Origin of the sequence: Lysinibacillus sp. OF-1 (genome assembly GCF_028356935.1) — a bacterium.
Taxonomy (GTDB): domain Bacteria; phylum Bacillota; class Bacilli; order Bacillales_A; family Planococcaceae; genus Lysinibacillus; species Lysinibacillus fusiformis_D.
Genome location: NZ_CP102798.1, coordinates 1,234,359 through 1,253,339 on the forward strand (window position 1 = coordinate 1,234,359; position 18,981 = coordinate 1,253,339).

The window sequence follows — 18,981 nt, forward strand, 5'->3', positions numbered from 1 at the left end:
AATAATCAAGTTTCTTCCCAGCCTCGTTTCCTTCCTATTAAAATTTCTGTTTATCATAATATAATATTGATATACTAGTTTTAAAGAAAAAAACTATACTAATGATGTATAAAAATTCAGAAAATTGTAGAGTTGAACCATATGTGTTGTTGCGTTTACAATAGTTTTATAACACGATTATGTTATAAAAACATGAATAGAGTCATTGTTTTTCTATTTAAAGCTCAAAACTTCATTGTTTTTGTAATAGTACTATAACAGAAAGAGGAGGGAGGTATTGAATGAACGCTACATGTTTAGCTTATAAAGTATTACAGCAAACGAAGTATAGTGAAAGATAAAATAGGGGAATGCATCATACATAGTTACAAGTTTAAGCAATACTAAGAAATGAGGTTTCAGTCAAAAATGAAAAAGTATTCTGTTAGTACATATATTTATTTCATCATTCCTTCTTTAATTGGTATTTTTCTATTTATGACTCCTGTATTAACGGATGAGGGCTGGAAAGTACCGATTGCCATTTTAGCAAATATTTTAGCTGGTGTAGTGGCTCCAGTCATTAGTTATTTTACGATTATTATGTTTGCAATTTCCGCGTTTGGCGCACTTATAGCTAAATGGATTCCTCGAAAAAATATGAAAGAACCTAGTATTTTAGATACATTGTTTTATGTCAATTGGTTTTGGACGATTACTCGCTTTTTAGGTTTAGCCTTTGCTTCGATGGTTGTCTTTCAATTTGGACCTTCTGCCATCAACAATGAAAATACAGGTGGGCTACTGATGGATCCAAACGGTGGACTTGTGACGTTTTTATTTACCATTTTTTTATTCGCAGGTTTCCTTTTACCATTTTTAACAAACTTCGGTTTACTTGAGTTTTTCGGTACAATGATGGTGAGAATCATGAGACCTCTTTTTAAAAGCCCAGGGCGTTCTTCGATTGATGCTCTTACGTCATGGGTCGGTGATGGAACGATTGGAGTGTTAATGACGAGTAAGCAATACGAGATGGGGAACTATACCAAAAAAGAAGCAGCGATTATTGCTACTAGCTTCTCTGTTGTCTCCATCACCTTCTGTATCGTAGTATTGGATACCGTCCACTTGGCACGCTATTTTATTCCTTATTATTTAACAGTAGTACTTTGCGGTGTTGTGCTAGCGATTATTATGCCTCGAATTTATCCTCTTGCACAAAAGGAAGATACGTATATCGATGGTACTCCAGTAGACTATTCGCGTGAGGAATTGCCAGAGGGCTATAATTCTGTGTCGCATGGCTTAGAAAATGCACTTGCTATTGCTCATGCAAATCGGGATCCGCGCCAATTTTTAAAAGATGGTTCTAGAAATGTTATTGATTTATGGGTTGGCGTTGCTCCTATTGTTATGGCTTTTGGTACAATTGCCTTAATGCTTGCTGAATTTACCAGTATCTTTGTGATTTTAGGAAAACCATTTGAGCCGATCCTAACTGTACTAGGCTTACCTGAAGCGGCAGAAGCGGCTCAAACAATGGTCGTAGGCTTTGCCGATATGTTCCTGCCTTCTATTTTAGGTGCAGGGATCGAATCAGATGTTACTAGATTTGTCATTGCTGTTGTTTCTGTATCACAGCTAATTTATATGTCTGAAGTTGGTGGACTTATTTTAGGAACAAAAATTCCATTGAAATTTTTCGATTTAGTCGTTTTATTTATATTACGTACACTTATTTCCCTACCAATCGCTGCATTGGTTGGTCACATACTCTTTTAATGAAAAAGCCAAGTCTAGATCGACTTGGCATTTTTCATGAGATAATGATAACTGCCTTTTTTACGTATACATAAATAGATATAATGAGATACAAATTTGGAAAAAGTAATTTAAAACACAAGGAATAGATGCACTTCAATCAAAGAAAAAGGGGACAACCACCCATAAAAAGAATCGAATAAACAACAGAAACATCCTTGTCCTATACAAAATAAGGTTTCCAAAAAGCCTTCTCAATTATGAGAGGGCTATTTTTGATGAGACTTTCCAATCAGATAAGCACTAAAAGGGATAAATGAAATGATTTTGATGAGCAGCATACAGACAAGTAAACTGGATAGAAAAAGAGAAATGACTTGAAGAGCAGTAGTGGGTAGTAATGCGCTATAGGGAGCTAAATATTCTTGAATTAGCCAGTGAATTAAAAAGATCCCAAAGGAATAGCGACTTAAAATAAGGATAAAAGGGAGCTTAGGCAAAACCTGTGCAAACGCCAGTATGCAAAACGTCATCGCCAACACGAATAGCATAATATCAATTCTTCTTGATGTAATCTGTTGGGCACCTAAATAATAATTTGTATATAAAATAGCCATTGCAAGTATGACAGCTATAATTGTGAAATATTTATATTGGATGAGGTAGTGCGCGATTTTTTCATAATGACTGCCGATAATATAGGCTAGTGCAAAATATGGGAGCCAGCCGACAAAGAGCAGGCGCATAAAATGTTCATTTTGTATGAAATAATCTATATTGGCATTTGCTAGTGTCATATAGAAAATGCCAAGTAAGAACATAATGGGCGTAAACCAGATGCTGGATACCTGATATTTCTTGACAATATAGAAGAGAATATAGAGTTGAAAAATAGTCATGACAAACCATCCCGAAAAATCTCCTAAAATAATATGGCGATATAATGCCTCCCAAAAGCTTTCATCATAATGAAGAGCCGCGTTGGCTGCATATAACATGCCTGCAGCTATAAACGGAATAACAATAAACTGAAAACGACGTCCTATAAAATGGGGAGGTAGCTGATGTTGGTAGCGTTTAGCTAAAATTAAAATGGATAATAAGATAAAAGTGGGTGTAGCGAAACATAATAATAATCGAAAAAACTGATAGTAGGGTTGATCCATATAGCCATTAATACTTTCAATATTGGTCGTTGCATGTAATAACACAATACTCAGGCAAGCTACTACCCTTAAGACGTTCCACTCATATACCATATTCATCACCCTCATTTTCAGTAAATTGTTAGGCATTTCGTTGCCGAATGCAACCTAACTATATATATGAACATGTCTAGCGTGATAAAACCTGCCTTACTTGCTATGGCTGAAAATAGTTTATGCCGCAAAATATTATTAAAAAATCCTAGTAACATGGCGAGAGCTCCATTTTTGCATATGTGTCACATAACCACTATGCATATACTGTGGCAAGAGGGGGGGAGGTGAGCTTTTATGAGAATTAATTGGAAGGTTCGTCTTCAACATATTCCATTTCTACTAGGGCTATTTTCATTGTTACTCTTACTCGCACAACAAGTTGCAGCGATTTTTGGCTATGATTTCACAGGGGTAATGAGTGAGCAAATGTCATCTATTTTAAATACAGTTTTATCCATTCTTGTATTAATGGGTGTTATTGTGGATCCAACGACACGAGGCACCAGTGATAGTGAGCGTGCCTTAATGTATAGGAGACCGAGATAAATTAAACAAAAAGTGTAATTTTACAATAAGGATAAATATGTTATACTGTTAGAAAATTGATAAAGTGGGGAGGATGATTGAATGTCTCTTGAATTGGAGCGAAGAATTGCTAAGCTCGAAGAGGAAATGGCAGATTTACGTCAGGAGTTGTCTTCGTTAAAAGGTACACAAAGTACCGAAAAAATAAATACTCTTGATGCCAGACAGTCGATGATCAAGCAATCAGAACCAATAAAACCAAAACCAGCACTGGAGTCGAAGCCTGTCCCGACTAAAGTAACGGAAAAAGAAGTGCAACCGCAGCCATCGATGGAGGAGCGTGTTATGTGGGCACTGCCAAAAGTATTCATGGTTATTTTAGTAATGGGCGTACTTTGGGGCCTAAAACTTGTTAGTGATTATGGTTATTTATCGAATGGCGTGAAAATCATCCTCGCCTATGCATTATCGGTAGGTTTGGCGGTTATAGCCTATGTACTAGAACGTAGAAAAGTAGGCTCATCTGCTATAACGATTTCCTTATATGGCGGGGCATTTATTGTCGGTATTTTAACAACTGCCGCGAGTGCCATTTTATATGAAATCATTGGTCTTACTCCAGCACTAGGCATTACACTTCTTTATATTGGCTATGGTATTGCCATTAGTTATTGGAAGAAAAATGAAGTACTTACCGTTTTTGTAGCCTTTACATCGTTATTGCTACCTTATTTATTAGAATATATGGATTTTAATGCGGTCATTATCTTGCTTTTTGTCGTGATATTATTTGCTTCATTGCAATGGGTCATTTATCAGCACAAGCAAAAGCTAGCTCTCTATATTGCTACATTCTTCTCGGTGCTAGCGGTGAGCGTAGTAGCGTTTATGAATATTGATAAGCAAGTTATCTTCGCATTTGGTTTATTGGTGATTCTATCAATATTTTACGTAATTTGGTGTTTAATGTATAACGCACAATCCAAATGGAAGCCTCTTCATATAGGGCTTCAATTTTCCTTAGGCTCATTTAGTTTATTGCTGATGAATCTTATTATTCGTTCACTTCCGCATGGAGAAATGCTGCTCCTTGTCCTAATGGCTTTATTTGGAGCGGTGGCGTTATATAGCTATCGCCAAAAATGGCAGGAAGTATTGGATAGCGCTGTTACACTCGCATTTATCACCCTATGTAATACGATACTTTTAATGAATATACCAAATAAAGTGGATGATTTACTTTATCCGATGATTGCTTTTGCTGGCGTGATGATGAGTTTGCGACTACGGGCAAGTATGATGAAGGTCGTTTCTTCATTAGTTCTTATCATCACATTCATTTTAAATTTCATCTTTCATGAACCAAAACCATTTTTCAGCATAGATCATTTAAGCTTGTTCATGCCAATTATTTATTTCGTTATTATTTACTTATATGCAAGACGTCCAAAAGAGACACTTACGACATTTGAAAAGGTCATGAAGGATCTGTATGTGATTGATATTTTAGCAGTGGCCACAACTGGCTATTTCTTAGCCTATATTGGCAAACTAGATACCGTTTATTTTGCAGCAACAAATGGCATTCCATATATGATGTGTATCGTATTAGCTGCCTTATTTACTGGCTCTCTATTTGTAGAGGAAACCTATAAAGGTCGTGCTTTAACACCAGTTCTCGGCTCATTTTTCCTATTATTCTTCTTGATGATCAGCACCAAGCCGACCATGATGGAAAGCTTAAATATTATAACTAGATTGGTATATATGGCAGTCATTGTCGCCATCATCGTAGATATTCTAGTAAAAGGGTTTATTTATCGATTGTATGAGGTGCGTCTGGGGAAATATGTAGATGCTATTGTAAGCACTGGTATCGTGCTCACGATGATTTCAATATGGGGGCTGATCCATCAATTTACGTTTAACAACGTCCTTGATTGGAAGCTAAGCATCGCACTGACAACCATTACATTATTTTTGACGGCAAGCGTTTCCCTATGGATAAGCTCCACACATCAATTAAAAACACTGCGCTCAACAGGTTTTATTCTGTTAGTCATGGCGTTTATTAAGCTAATTTTCTTTGACTTATCTGCCCTTGATTTATTAATTAGAGCTATTCTATTTATAACGATTGGTGGTATTGGCATGCTGCTATCGGGTAGGTTGTTGAAGAAATAAAGAAGAAGAGATTCCAATGCATTTTGGAATCTCTTTTTCTATTGTTCTACTAATTCATTTTCTTTTATTAAAGTAATAGGATCGCCAATTTCTGTATGTCCTGAAGAAGGTGGTTGGATTGTGCCTTCTGTAAATGTAACGGAAGTACCTCCATTAGCTAGTAAATTATCAGAAATAATAGCTCCTTTAATGTGAGCGCCGCCTTCTAAAATGACAGAAGCATTTGGTGCAATAATATGTTGACCATTTGAGTTTGAACCACCATTAAAAGTAACCTTAGTTGCTCCTGCATATATATTCCCTGTTAATCCTATCCCCCCTGTGAATGTTAAATTGGCTTGCTTAGAATAAAGAGAGGCAGCGCTTTGTGTTTCTCCTGCAATTGTGATAGCTGATGCTCCGTTATAATATAAATTTATTTGATTAGCATTACCGTTCCTGTTTAAAGATCCTTTTAGATTAAAAGTATTATTAATATATACATTTAACTTTCCTGTTCCTACAATTTTAATATGCCCCTGTAGTATATTAAAATCTTCGATATATAAATTTTTATCTGTATCTCCTACATTTATAGTCAACGTATTATTTTGATCCACTTTGAACTGTTTGAAATGTGTATCACCATTTAACTGTAAAGTATAGTTATTAGTCATCCAATTATCAGCTAAAAAATGTCCATTATTAATAATGAAGGTTTTGTTGTGTGGATCTTTGATGACTTCTTGATTTGGAGGAACAGGTAATTTTGATAATTGTTGCATTTTCTCTAATGGAAATAAAGGCAGGATACTTGAACCAGGATATTTCCTACTTTGCGTAAGTTTGCTTGATAAATCCCCCATCCAAGATGGATATTGGAAATGATCACTTGAAGCACCTACAGTACCAGAAATAGATGAACCACCATCCAATGAAATTATACCGATGTCAGTAGCTACATCTCCCTTTATGGATGCCCCACCTGTTAGCTTAATATTGCCTTTAGTTTGTACTGCAAATTCAGGGGTAGCAGTATTTAAATTTTCCTCATCATCCCCACCATTATTATTAGTTGTTTCGGCATCAAGAACAAAGTCTACACTTTGCTGTAGTTCTCTTTTTTGTGAAGGCGATTCTCCATATGTACCGATAGAAGTTATCCAATATCGAAGATTCGTATCTAAATCCTGTTTTAGGGTAATCCTGGCAATAGGTTGCATTCCTAGTTGTTCTTCAAAATTATTTATAATGTTTTCGTTATTTAATAGTGGTTCTATTATGCTTTTAATATTCTCTTCATATAATTCTACAAATTTTTCATACTTTTTCTGTTGAATTGGTAAACGATCGTATTCTGCTTTTGCACTTTGATAAGCTTCATTCGCTTTTTCTAATAAAATTGCTTTTTCATAATTTACGCCTGCCTCAGCAATGTAATAAATGGATTGATCTTCTCGCTCATGTTTAGAGAGTTTTAAGGAATTTGAAGATACAGCAAGTAAACCTAGACCTAAAATCGTCACTAATATAATGGTTAAAAAAACTAATAAAAATGAAAAGCCTTCATCATTTAGTAGATTTTTTTTCATCTTTTGCACCGTCACCACTCCTAAAAGATAGTTGTGTAGAGATTGTGTGTTCGTTAATACTTTCAATATTTATGGAAATAGAGTCGCCAATACTTGTTAAGGAAAATGAGTGTATATGAGTTGCAATAACCTCGTTGTTACGAGTAATCGTATTTTTTTCAGCATCAAAGATATATGTGTATTGAATAGAACCATCTCTGTTTTTAAATGTTGAATTATTAGGATCATACGTAATGGTTTTTCTCATATCTTTCGTAATGAGCTTTAAAACATAAGACAACTCGGAAAGCTGTTCATTATTTTCAAGTTGTTTTTTATTAGTTTCTTTGCTAGACGAAAGTATACTAAAAAGAATTGTTGAAACAATGCTTAAAATTAAGATAACAGCAAGTACTTCCACGAGTGTAAAACCTCTGTTATTTTTTATGAACCACATGTATTCACTTCCTACTATATATATTTTCCATCTTGCTTTTGAGTACATCGTTCTCATAAACTTCGATAACAATAGTATCTAGATATTCATATTGACAATGGCGCTTAATGGTTAGAATAAACCGTCTATCTTCCATCTGTTTTTCATAGCTCCAAATAGTTGAAAATTTACTATTTTTACTACAACTAATATATTGAGGATTTTCTGTACTTGTATAGAGTAATTGTCTAGCTAGTTGTTCTTCTGTTCTGCCTTTGATTTCTCTAAATATATTTTCCATTTCATTTTGAGCAAGATAGGTAGAATCTACGATTGTGCTAGAAGTTTTGGAAGTTTTGTTAGATTGAATAAATAATCCGAAAAATGAAAGCAATATTATTGTAATTAGAATTAAAGAAGCAACGACTTCAATTAATGAAAAGCCACCTTCATTTTTAAAATTTTTTTGCAATAATATCGCCCCTTATAAGTTTTTTGTGTCAAAAGAACCAAATGGTTATTTAGTGAATTATGTATTATGAAAAGAGTAGTTCAAAAAGCGTGATTCTAATCGACTAGTAATAAAGTATTCATAACGATAATATAACATTATATAAGAGATAAACTAGTCTAAATCGTGAAATTTTTATATATTTTGAAGGGGTTATTTAAAATAAATTAGGTTTTTAGTAGTGTAATGTAGTAGTAAATATAGTATTCTAGTATCTGGATGAGCATAAAGTTGCAAACCAATAAATTACGATGTTTAAGGGGGATTGACAGATGAAAAAAATTATAACCATTACTGTATTATTGATTGGAATATTTATACTAGCTGTAGTCTGTCTACCTAATTTTATAATAAATGGGAAAGTTTTTGCTAGTGATGAGACAAAAAGTTCAACAATTGGAGGTATAAAAGTCGGGGGTGTTAATAGTGCAAATTTATTACCAACTGTGGAAAAAGCAATTAAAGACTGGCAGCAAACAGAAATAAATGTTAAAAGTACTAATATCTCTAAGACCATTGACCCGAAACAATTAATTTTTGATACTACTACAGCCATATCACAGTTTGAACGGCTGACAAAAAAACCATGGTATGCCTTTTGGAAAAATGAAAAAATTGTACATATCCCCATTCCTGTAACTGCCAGCGACACTGTTATTCAGGAACTAGATGAAATGGGCATTTTGGATACTGATAAAACGCTTCAAAAAATAATAGTACAAGCAAGTTATTTGAAAGAACATGAGGTTGAAGCAGTAATCAATGCTGCTGCTTTGCAAATGCAAGAAAGGATTGCCTTTCAAATTGCGGATGTACCGACAGATAGTCAAGGGGTTGCAAAACTAATCCCTTTATTAAATGACGTCACACTTGTACCGAACCAGTCATTCTCCTTGCTTTCACTTTTAGGGGAACAGGCTGGAGCTGCGAATGATACAGGTTTAGATTTTGTAGCTTCCATCCTCTATAGTGTAATTCTTCAGACAGAGTATGAAGTTCTAGAAAGACATTCTCAACAAACAAAGCCCAACTATTTACAACTGGGGATTGAAGCGGATGTCAATGCTGCATTAGCGAAAGACTTACAATTTATTAATCGTTCTCATCAGCTTGGCAAAATGCAAGCTACAATTGAGGGCAATCAATTAAAAATAGAAATATTTACAGCAGTAAAAGACAAAGATATAACGGTTCGTATCAGTAAAGATAAAATCGTTAAGCCACGAACTATTTACCGTTATTCAGAAGATTTAAAGGCTGGTCAAGAGCGTGTGGAACAAGAAGGGAAAGAAGGGGTGAGAGTTGAAGTTTATCGTTCCATTGTAGAGAACGGTGCAATGGAAGAACAGTTTATTAGCAGAGATTACTATGCGCCTCAAAATCGGATTGTGACACGTTCATCGCAGGAGCCTATTACAGTCACTCCACCAACAAAAAACGCAGGGCAAAGTATAGCAGATCCTGATTTAGAGATAGATTTAGATGGCAACGGCTTACCTGATATAAAACCTTCAACACCTGAAGAATCTGAGCAAGAAGATGGACCAGAAATTGTCTATGGTTATTATGACAAGGGCGGTAATTTTGTACAAACAAGTCCATAATGATTGGAGGTATTTTTATGGCGATGAAGCCAGGTCGTAAACGTTTAGGGGATTTACTTGTTGAATCAGGCGTTATTACAGCAGAACAGCTAGAGTATGCACTGACTACTAAGTTGAAAAATGAGAAACTAGGTGATTTTCTCATTAAAGAAAACGTCTTAACGGAGCAACAACTCATTGAAGTTTTAGAATTTCAGCTTGGTATCCCTCATATTAGCTTAAATCAATTTTCAATCAGCCCTGAATTATTACAATTAATTCCTGCTGAGTTGGCAAAGCGGACAAATATTATGCCTATCCGCAAAGAGAAAAATAAATTGTTTATTGCGATGGAAGACCCGATGGATTATTTTGCTATCGAAGAAGTCCGTATGACGACAGGTTGTCAGATCGAAACAAGCATTGCTGCAAAAGATGATCTATATCGTACAATTACCAAATATTATGATTTGCAGGAGTCGATGGATGCTGCAATGTTAGATTTAGCGGCAACTAGTACTGAAACGCAAGACGAGATTGAGAATGAAGATTCACCCATTGTTCGTTTAGTAAATCAAATTATTGCCAATGGTGTAGCACAAAGAGCTAGTGATATTCATTTTGATCCACAAGAAACAGAGCTACGTGTGCGCTACAGAGTAGATGGAGTACTTCGTACAGAGAGGTCATTGCCCAAGCATATGCAAAACGTAGTATTGGCTCGGATTAAAATAATGGGCAATTTAAATATTACAGAAAATCGTATTCCACAAGATGGGCGTATAAAAACGAATGTCAATTTTAGACCAGTTGATATACGATTAGCCACATTACCGACTGTCTTTGGAGAAAAAGTTGTTATGCGTATTTTAGATTTAACCAATTCGTCCAATGATATTGAGAAATTAGGCTTTAGTGCTACGAATGAAGTACTATTCAGGAAAATGATAAGCCGTCCCAACGGCATGATGCTTATTACTGGACCTACGGGTTCTGGTAAATCCTCTACGTTATATGCAGCTCTTTCGCATTTAAATGAGGAAGGCGTCAACATTATTACGGTTGAGGATCCTGTGGAATACCAATTAGATGGCATCAATCAGATCCAAGTAAAGGAAGAGGTTGGCTTAACGTTTGCGGTAGGGTTACGTTCGATTTTACGACAGGACCCTGACATTGTGATGGTAGGGGAAATTCGTGATCTTGAAACAGCGCAAATTGCTATACGTGCTTCACTTACAGGACATTTAGTGTTAAGTACGCTGCATACTAATAGTGCAGTAGAATCCATCTCACGTTTACATGATATGGGCATTGAACCATTTCTACTATCTTCCTCACTTGTAGGCATTATGGCTCAACGACTTGTACGTAAAGTTTGTCGTGATTGTGCTGAACCATATGTATTCACCTCACGTGAATTAGAAATACTAGAGGAAAATGGGTTGGAAGGTGTTACCCAAGGTAAAAGGGGGCGTGGTTGTCCTGCATGTAATCATACAGGCTATCGAGGACGTATGGCGATTCATGAAATCCTTCCAGTGGATCGAAAAGTGAAGGACATGATTTTAAATCGAGAAGGTGATTTGGTTCTTCGTGATTATATGAATGACAAAGGCTATCACACCCTATTAGTAGATGGACTATTAAAGGTTGTAGCAGGTCAAACAACAACATCAGAAATTTTACGTGTTGCAAGTGTAGATTAGGGGTGATAAAAATGACATCTTATTCAATCGTTGAATTATTAACACGTGCGTTTGAAGAAAAAGCATCGGATCTTCATTTAACAAAAGGTATTCCGCCAGTATATCGTATTCATGGGCAGTTGGAACATTATGGTGCAGATCCATTAGATTCTGAAGAATTAAAGGGAATGGTAAATGCCATTCTCCCTGTACATAAACAACAGGAGTTTGAGGGAAAGGGAGAAACTGACTTTAACTTTTCATTGCCTGGGAAATGTCGATTCCGTGTAAATGCCTATCATCAGCGAAATGAAGTGACAATAGCGGCTCGTTTAATTGAAGCTAAAATTCCATCTATTGAAGCACTTAATATGCCACAAGTGTTATATAAGCTTGCGGAAAAACCACAAGGTTTAATTTTAGTAACTGGTCCAACAGGCTCAGGTAAATCAACTACATTAGCAGCAATGATTGATTATATCAACGAGACAAGATCAAAACATATTATTACGTTAGAGGATCCAATTGAATACTTGCATACTCATAAAAAGTCTATCATCAATCAGCGTGAGGTTGGTGTCGATACAATGAGCTTTGCGAATGGTTTACGAGCATCATTGCGTCAAGACCCAGATATTATTTTAGTTGGGGAGATGCGAGATTATGAAACGATTTCAACGGCTATCACGGCTGCTGAAACAGGGCATTTAGTAATGGCAACACTTCATACAAGTAGTGCACCAACTACAATCGACCGTATTATTGATGTATTTCCACCGCATCAGCAAAGTCAAATTCGAGTGCAGCTTGCGAATGTACTGCAAGGTATTGTTTCACAGCGTTTATTTATTCGTAAAGATGTAAAAGGGCGCATTGCTGCGACAGAAATTTTAGTACAAGCTCCTGCCATTTCGAATTTAATTCGCAATGAAAAAATTCACCAAATTCCAAGCGTAATGCAGACAAGTAAAGCATTGGGCATGCACACATTAGAATCTTCGATGCAGCACCTGATTACCACAGGTAAGATCTCGCTAGAAGATGCACGGCCATACATGAACGCTGGTGATTATAGTTGACTGTATTTCGTTATAGTGGTCGCACCAAAACAGGAGCACCTAAAAAGGGCATTATTGAAGCCCCAAATAAAAAAATTGCTATGGAGAAGCTTCGTGCACAAGGAATAAATGCGCGGGAGCTTCAAGAATCAAATAGCATTTTACATAAGGACATTGCCATTGGTACAAAAGTGAAGCACCAAGAGTTTGTTATTTATTGTCGGCAGTATGCGACATTAATTCGTGCTGGTGTCCCTGTCGTTGAAGCGACGCGTATTTTGGGTGAGCAAACACGGAATAAACCACTAAAGCGAGCATTGATGCAAGTTGAAGAGGATATTCGGAGTGGGATGGCATTTTCAGATGCAGCAGGTAAACATCCCAAAGTGTTTCCCTTGCTTTTTGTCAATATGATGCGTGCTGGAGAGGCTACTGGTAACGTTGACGACACATTAGATCGTCTGGCAAGCACACTAGAAAAGCAATATAACATCAAGAAAAAAATTCAATCGGCAATGACCTATCCAGCAATATTATCCCTTTTAACGCTGGTGGTTGGCATGTTTTTAATGGTTTTTATTGTGCCTACCTTTATGGATGCATTTAAAGATATGGACTTAGAAATGCCGCTAATTACAGTTATTGTTGTTGGTATAAGTGATTGGTTGATTCAGTTTTGGTATCTCGTGATTTTAGGGCTATTAGTGTTAGTAGTGGGATCACGTTATTTTTATAAAAATAATAAAGAGTTTCATTATACAGTTAATGTTTTGTTACTCCGCATGCCTATCTTTGGCCAACTTTTACAAAAAGATATTATAGCGAGAATGACGAGAACTCTATCTACTCTTTTTAGTAGCTCGGTGCCGATTTTACAAGCCCTAACGATTGTTGAAAAAGTCGGAGGTAATCCAGTTATGGGAAAAGTAGTGCTGGAGGCCCGCGATAATTTAGAAAAGGGTGGCACATTATCAGAGCCACTTGAAAAAAGCTGGCTATTTCCACCTCTTGTTACACAAATGACAGCAATTGGTGAGAAAACAGGCTCCTTGGATTACATGCTTGAAAAAATTGCTGATTTTTACGAGGAAGAAGTAAACCGTGCCGTCGATACAATGAAGTCACTTATCGAACCTTTAATGATTATAGTACTTGCTCTTGTTGTAGGAGTAATTGTTGCGGCTATATTCTTACCAATGTTCCAACTATATGAAAATATGTAATTTTTAATTATATAAAACTTATTTAGAAATTGAATTAGAAGACCGTGTTTTCACACTTCATATAAAACTACTAAGGAGGAATTCTCTATGTTTAAAAAATGGAAAAATAAAAAACTATTGAAAAATGAGAAGGGTTTAACATTAGTTGAACTTTTAGCTGTAATTGTTATTTTAGCAATTATCGCAGCAATCGCTGTGCCTGCAATTGGTAATATTATTAATAAGTCAAAGGACCGTGCTATTTTAGCAGAAGCATCAAATATTCTATCTGGTGCTAAGATTGCTTATATTGATGGCGCTTGTAAAGGAGACAGCTCAGATAATGAGTGTGTGAAAGATGAATTAGAAGCGTTTGTAGATGGTATTGAGCTAGGAAGCAATGATAAAGTAACGTATAACGAAAGTGAAAAAAAATGGTCAATTTCATATGGTAGATTTGAAGAGATTAAAACAGAGAGTCTCAAAGTTAGCTCAACTGCAGGTGCAATAACAATATTTGAAGAAGAACTTAATAAACTATTAAAAAGTGCAGGAGTAGATAAGAAAAAAACAGAAAATACTAAAACTCAATAATCAGTCCTCCCAACCCATTCAGAAACGATAATTTTCTTGCGTTTCTGGCTGGGGAATGGATGACTAATTGATAAAATCATTTATACTGAATAGGAAAAGGAGGTCTTTTCACATGTTTAAGAGAAAGAGAAAGTCGCATGTATCGATTGAACTGAAGGATTATGTGCTACGTGCGATTGTGGCGAAAGGACCTGAGCCTAGTCAATGGCATGGCTATGAATATCCTTTACCAGCTGATATTGTTGAAAATGGAGCAATCATAGATGAGGTGGCTCTTTTTGAAATTATTAAAGAACAGGTTGTGAAGTGGACAGGAAAAAAACAGGCTGTGCGTATGTTTGTGCCTGATACAACTGTTTTATTAAAAAGTTTCGAGCATCCTAAAGATGTTAAACCACAGGAATTACGAGGATATGCTGAAATGGAGTTGGGCCATTCTATTCATTTACCTTTTCAGGACCCGTTAATTGATGTTTATGATCCCGATGCGGAGGACGGCAAGGCGATATTATTTGCTGCACCTTCAGAGGAAATTACGAAAATAGTAGGAATGCTGTTAGATGTCTCCTTGGACCCTGAAGCTGCCGATATTCGAGCCTTATGCAATATACGTTTGTTAGAACATATGTCAATGTTAGTGCCTAATAAAACATATTTAATTGCTGAGTGGTCTATCAATGAACTTTCCATTAGTATCTTTTCAAACGGACAGGTTGAGTTTTTACGTTATCAATCGATTGAAACAGATATGGCACAATGGCAGGGCAAAAAAGTCGATGAATTTAGCTACCAATTTCTCTACAATGGTGAAACCGAAGATTACCAGATGGTCGTCATGGATCAGGTTTTAGAAATTGATCGGATGATGAATTTCTTTAAGTTTTCTTTACATAAAGGGGAAAAAACAGTAGATGAAATCATAATGCTTGGTGATAACCCGTTACTCAAATCAATAGGAACCTTATTATCTTCTAATTTAGAGACACCTTTGATGATTGTTGATGGAGCAAAAATTGAAAAGTTCTTTCCTTATTTTAAAAAAGAATTTTCAACATTGCTAGGCTTAGCTTTGAAGGAGGTTCATTAATGGTTCCAGATATAAACCTCTTACCACAGCTTGAAAAACGGTCTACTTCACCAAAGCTTTTTTATAGCTTGATAATTGTCATTGTGGGTCTAATAGCAGCTTATTTACTATTTATATTTTTTACAGCTAAAAGTGATTTGTCACGTTTAGCTGCTGAGGAAAAGACATTAACGACACAGCTTGAACAATTACAGCAAGAGTTAGATGTAAGACAAAGTGTTGATCAGGGATCATTGGAGGAATCTGTTGCCTATATTCAAGGTGTTTCTTATCCTGTAACCCCATTAATTGATGAAACGAAAACTTTACTACCAACTCAAACATACTTGCGTAGCTACGTTTTTGGGGAAAATACAGTTACTATTGAAGTGGATTTTGAAACGATGACCGATATATCGAAATATGTAGAGCGACTTTTAATGAGTAGTTTTTTTACAGACGCACAAATTAATACAGTGTCAAACTTCGATATAGAGCTTGGCGAACAGAAGGAATTAACGCCTGAACAAAAATTTAAAGAAGTACCACGTTATTCAGTGTCCATTACGGCGACAATCGACTTTATATATTTAGCTGGAGGACGACGCTCATGAATAAATTAACGAGTAGTAAAAATTCATCTATTATCTTGTTATTGACTTTAATCGTTTCTATTTTATTTGCGCTTTATTATTATTTATTATTACCAAGATTAAATGAAGTAGAAGCAAAAGAGAGTCATGTATCACAACTCCAGCAAGAGATTTCTAGTGTAAAAGAACAATTAGCTCAATTAGACAAGGAGCAGGGTCAGTCGACTATCAATGTTTTAGCGTTAAGACAGAAGCTACCTACAACAAGAGCTGTTGAAAAGATCATACTAGATTTAGCTGAGATTGAGGAAGTGACAGGAACACGCATAAAGTCATTAACAGTTCAAAATGATGATGCGGCTGTTTCGCAATCAGATGTATCGCAAGACCTTAATCTGTTGGAGCAAGCTGAAGAAGAGGTTAATGGTGAGCAGGATAACAAGATTAAGAGTTCACCGATTTCATCTATTTCAAAGGATTCCTTACCATCGAATTTAAAGTTGATTACTTTTATATTAGAGGTTGGGGCGCTTGATTTTAATTCTCTAGAGAGCTTTTTACAAGAAATTGAACAATTACAGCGTGTGATGAAAACGGATACTATCGAATTCAAATTGCCTGGAGAGCAGGATCAATTAGAAAAAGATACGGATCTTACTTTACAAGCTACCGTCCAGGTGACGACGTTCTATTACGAAGGAGAGTAATAATTGCATTGATAGGCGTTCCATACTGCATCTGTATGGGCGCCTATTAGTTTAGGAGGACAGAAAATTGGAAATGGCTTATACAATCTTTCTATTTTTATTTGGGCTTGTCTTTGGCTCTTTTTATAATGTGGTAGGCTTACGTGTGCCACAGAAGGAGTCGATTGTACAACCTCCTTCACATTGTACTAAATGTCAAAGGCAACTGACGGCGCTTGATTTAGTGCCAGTTTTATCTTATGTGTTTTTGGGTGGAAAATGTCGGAGCTGTGGCAATAAAATAGCTTGGATTTATCCAGTAATGGAATTATTAACAGGACTATTGTTTGCCTTTGCTTATCGGCAGCTTGGTTGGAGCATAGAGTTTATAGTAGCCCTATTTTTTATTTCATTATTAGTCATCATTGTTGTTTCTGATATAGCCTATATGCTGATTCCGAATAAGGTGCTTTTATTCTTTTTACCCTTCCTTATTATTGGACGAGTATTGTCGCCATTAACACCCTGGTGGGACTGTGCTGTAGGTGCAGTCGTTGGTTTCGGCATATTATATAGTATTGCTGTGATATCAAACGGGGGCATGGGTGGAGGCGATATTAAATTATTCTTTTTAATTGGACTTGTTCTTGGTACAATGCATACACTGTTAACATTATTTATAGCTGCAGTTATCGGCATGATTGTCGGGCTTGTCGTGTTAACGAAGAACAAGCAGGGGAGAAAAACACCTATTCCTTTTGGACCTTCTATTGCATTAGCCGCTATCATTGTCTATTTTTATGGGGATTCATTAATCGATTGGTATTTAGGTTTTTGGTAATTGTTCAATCTTCAAGCATATGGAGGGAAGCAAGTGAAACCGATTATTGGCATTACAGCCTTTGTGGAAGATGATTTATCCTCTCGATTAAATGCTGCTTACAGTAAAAGTATCATTGATGCAGGTGGGATTCCGCTTATTATTCCACTTGGCGTAGAGGAGGATGCCACACAAATTCTATCCCTTACAGATGGTTTATTGTTATCTGGAGGCTATGACGTGCATCCATTTCTGTATGGGGCAGAGCCTGCACCAAAACTAGGGAAAATTCATCCAGCAAGAGATACGGTAGAGTTAGCATTAATTGAAGCGGCATTCACACGAAAGATGCCTATTTTGGGTATTTGCCGAGGCATTCAAATACTAAATGTAGCACTAGGTGGTACTTTATTTCAGGATATTGATAGTGACCATTTTAGTACTAAGCTGCTCAAGCATGTACAGCAATCTGCTCGAGCTGTAGCTACTCATTATGTACAAATTATGGAGGAGAATTTATTAGCGACCATTTTACAACAAGAGAAAATAGCGGTAAATTCATTTCATCATCAGGCAGTTAATGTATTAGCAGAGAAATTAAAAGTAGCAGCAAAATCGAGTGATGGCATTATCGAAGCAGTTGTTCATGAAGAGTTGCCATTTTGCTTGGCTGTTCAGTGGCATCCCGAGGAACTAGCTATAGCAGGAGATGAGCCTGCACAAAAATTATTTTCAGCCTTTGTTGAAGCTAGCTTAAAATTCAAAAAGGAAGCGTAGCAGGGGACTGTACAAAGAATCCAACCATATATGGATTCTTTTTTTGCGTAAAAAAGAGGATACATGCTCTTAGAAGGAACACATAATCCTCAAAACCTACTTTAAATGATTAATGTACACGACGATATAGTCCTACAACTTGTCCTAAAATAGAAACTTGATCGACGATAATAGGCTCCATAGATGAGTTTTCAGGCTGTAATCGGAAATGATTTTTTTCCTTGAAGAAACGTTTGACCGTCGCTTCATCCTCTGCTGTCATGGCTACAACAATATCTCCGTTATTAGCTGTTGCCTTTTGCTTCACAATAACTAAATCGCCGTCTAAAATTCCTGCTTCAATCATAGATTCCCCCATAATCTCTAGCATGAATAACTGATCCTCGCTTGTGCCATACGTATCTGGTAATGGGAAATATTCTTCAATGTTTTCAATAGCAGTAATTGGAGAACCAGCAGTTACCTTCCCCACAAGTGGTACATGAATGACTTGCTGCTTTTGAATAGACTCTTCAGGCTCTAAAATTTCAATTGCACGTGGCTTTGTTGGATCTCGACGAATAAAGCCCTTTTGTTCTAATCGAGCTAAATGACCATGAACAGTTGAACTTGAAGCAAGTCCGACTGCTTCCCCGATTTCACGTACTGATGGTGGATATCCCTTAGCTCGTACCTCTTCTTTAATAAAAGCCAAAATGTCCTCTTGTCTTTTCGAAACTTTTTTCATGAGTGCTCACCTCTTTTTTCTAATATCATTCTTCTT

At 36.2% G+C, this 18,981-nt stretch carries 18 protein-coding genes; 13 read left to right on the plus strand and 5 right to left on the minus strand.

The window, feature by feature from the left end:
• The first annotated feature begins 408 nt into the window (after positions 1-408).
• A complete protein-coding gene (locus tag NV349_RS05770) occupies positions 409-1,764 on the plus strand; it encodes a YjiH family protein (RefSeq protein ID WP_058843948.1) in 1,356 nt (451 codons plus the stop codon).
• Between the two features lie 248 nt (positions 1,765-2,012).
• On the opposite strand, the gene NV349_RS05775 is transcribed toward NV349_RS05770, so the two are convergent.
• A complete protein-coding gene (locus NV349_RS05775; protein ID WP_244504800.1) occupies positions 2,013-3,002 on the minus strand; it encodes an acyltransferase family protein in 990 nt (329 codons plus the stop codon).
• Positions 3,003-3,239: 237 nt separating this feature from the next.
• Between NV349_RS05775 and NV349_RS05780 the strand changes: the two genes are divergently transcribed.
• The gene (locus NV349_RS05780; protein WP_016991985.1) at positions 3,240-3,491 is read left to right on the plus strand and encodes a phage holin; all 252 of its coding nucleotides are present in this window, start codon (positions 3,240-3,242) and stop codon (positions 3,489-3,491) included.
• A gap of 81 nt (positions 3,492-3,572) precedes the next feature.
• Positions 3,573-5,654: a DUF2339 domain-containing protein gene (locus NV349_RS05785; RefSeq protein ID WP_271912554.1), complete on the plus strand. Its 2,082-nt coding sequence runs from the start codon at positions 3,573-3,575 to the stop codon at positions 5,652-5,654.
• 38 nt (positions 5,655-5,692) lie between these two features.
• On the opposite strand, the gene NV349_RS05790 is transcribed toward NV349_RS05785, so the two are convergent.
• The 3 genes from NV349_RS05790 to NV349_RS05800 are packed head-to-tail and all read right to left on the minus strand — an operon-like array spanning position 5,693 to position 8,112.
• On the minus strand, positions 5,693-7,225 hold the full coding sequence (locus tag NV349_RS05790; RefSeq protein WP_442916446.1) for a DUF7305 domain-containing protein: 1,533 nt from the start codon (positions 7,223-7,225) through the stop codon (positions 5,693-5,695).
• Entirely contained in the window at positions 7,203-7,661 is a 459-nt protein-coding gene (locus NV349_RS05795; protein WP_180957770.1) for a type II secretion system protein, read from the minus strand. Before NV349_RS05795 ends, NV349_RS05790 begins: the two co-directional genes overlap by 23 nt.
• A gap of 4 nt (positions 7,662-7,665) precedes the next feature.
• On the minus strand, positions 7,666-8,112 hold the full coding sequence (locus NV349_RS05800; RefSeq protein WP_058843953.1) for a prepilin-type N-terminal cleavage/methylation domain-containing protein: 447 nt from the start codon (positions 8,110-8,112) through the stop codon (positions 7,666-7,668).
• Positions 8,113-8,423: 311 nt separating this feature from the next.
• Here NV349_RS05800 and NV349_RS05805 point away from each other — a divergent pair, with 311 nt between their 5' ends.
• The 10 genes from NV349_RS05805 (at position 8,424) to NV349_RS05850 (ending at position 18,218) form a co-directional block, all read left to right on the plus strand.
• Complete coding sequence (locus NV349_RS05805; RefSeq protein ID WP_271912557.1) at positions 8,424-9,755, plus strand: G5 domain-containing protein; 1,332 nt, start codon at positions 8,424-8,426, stop codon at positions 9,753-9,755.
• A 17-nt stretch (positions 9,756-9,772) separates the two neighbouring features.
• Entirely contained in the window at positions 9,773-11,443 is a 1,671-nt protein-coding gene (locus NV349_RS05810) for a GspE/PulE family protein (RefSeq protein WP_231745020.1), read from the plus strand.
• Between the two features lie 11 nt (positions 11,444-11,454).
• Positions 11,455-12,501 (plus strand): type IV pilus twitching motility protein PilT, encoded by a 1,047-nt coding sequence (locus NV349_RS05815; RefSeq protein ID WP_036128104.1) that lies wholly within the window; start codon positions 11,455-11,457, stop codon positions 12,499-12,501.
• Complete coding sequence (locus NV349_RS05820; protein ID WP_058843955.1) at positions 12,498-13,703, plus strand: type II secretion system F family protein; 1,206 nt, start codon at positions 12,498-12,500, stop codon at positions 13,701-13,703. The genes NV349_RS05815 and NV349_RS05820 overlap by 4 nt, the downstream gene beginning before the upstream one ends.
• An 87-nt stretch (positions 13,704-13,790) precedes the next feature.
• The gene (locus NV349_RS05825) at positions 13,791-14,276 is read left to right on the plus strand and encodes a prepilin-type N-terminal cleavage/methylation domain-containing protein (protein ID WP_036128097.1); all 486 of its coding nucleotides are present in this window, start codon (positions 13,791-13,793) and stop codon (positions 14,274-14,276) included.
• A 112-nt stretch (positions 14,277-14,388) separates the two neighbouring features.
• Entirely contained in the window at positions 14,389-15,363 is a 975-nt protein-coding gene (pilM, locus tag NV349_RS05830; protein ID WP_271912558.1) for a type IV pilus biogenesis protein PilM, read from the plus strand.
• The gene (locus tag NV349_RS05835; RefSeq protein ID WP_058843957.1) at positions 15,363-15,956 is read left to right on the plus strand and encodes a PilN domain-containing protein; all 594 of its coding nucleotides are present in this window, start codon (positions 15,363-15,365) and stop codon (positions 15,954-15,956) included. The genes pilM and NV349_RS05835 overlap by 1 nt, the downstream gene beginning before the upstream one ends.
• Positions 15,953-16,642 carry a hypothetical protein gene (locus tag NV349_RS05840; RefSeq protein ID WP_058843958.1) on the plus strand — a complete coding sequence of 230 codons (690 nt, stop codon included), beginning with the start codon at positions 15,953-15,955 and terminating at the stop codon, positions 16,640-16,642. Before NV349_RS05835 ends, NV349_RS05840 begins: the two co-directional genes overlap by 4 nt.
• A 67-nt stretch (positions 16,643-16,709) precedes the next feature.
• Positions 16,710-17,462, plus strand: a complete 753-nt coding sequence (locus tag NV349_RS05845; protein ID WP_089932056.1) for a prepilin peptidase — start codon at positions 16,710-16,712, stop codon at positions 17,460-17,462.
• A gap of 33 nt (positions 17,463-17,495) precedes the next feature.
• A complete protein-coding gene (locus NV349_RS05850) occupies positions 17,496-18,218 on the plus strand; it encodes a gamma-glutamyl-gamma-aminobutyrate hydrolase family protein (RefSeq protein ID WP_036128080.1) in 723 nt (240 codons plus the stop codon).
• A 109-nt stretch (positions 18,219-18,327) separates the two neighbouring features.
• Here NV349_RS05850 and lexA read toward each other — a convergent pair whose 3' ends face one another.
• Positions 18,328-18,945 (minus strand): transcriptional repressor LexA, encoded by a 618-nt coding sequence (gene lexA / locus NV349_RS05855; RefSeq protein ID WP_004232118.1) that lies wholly within the window; start codon positions 18,943-18,945, stop codon positions 18,328-18,330.
• Between the last annotated feature and the right edge of the window lie 36 nt (positions 18,946-18,981).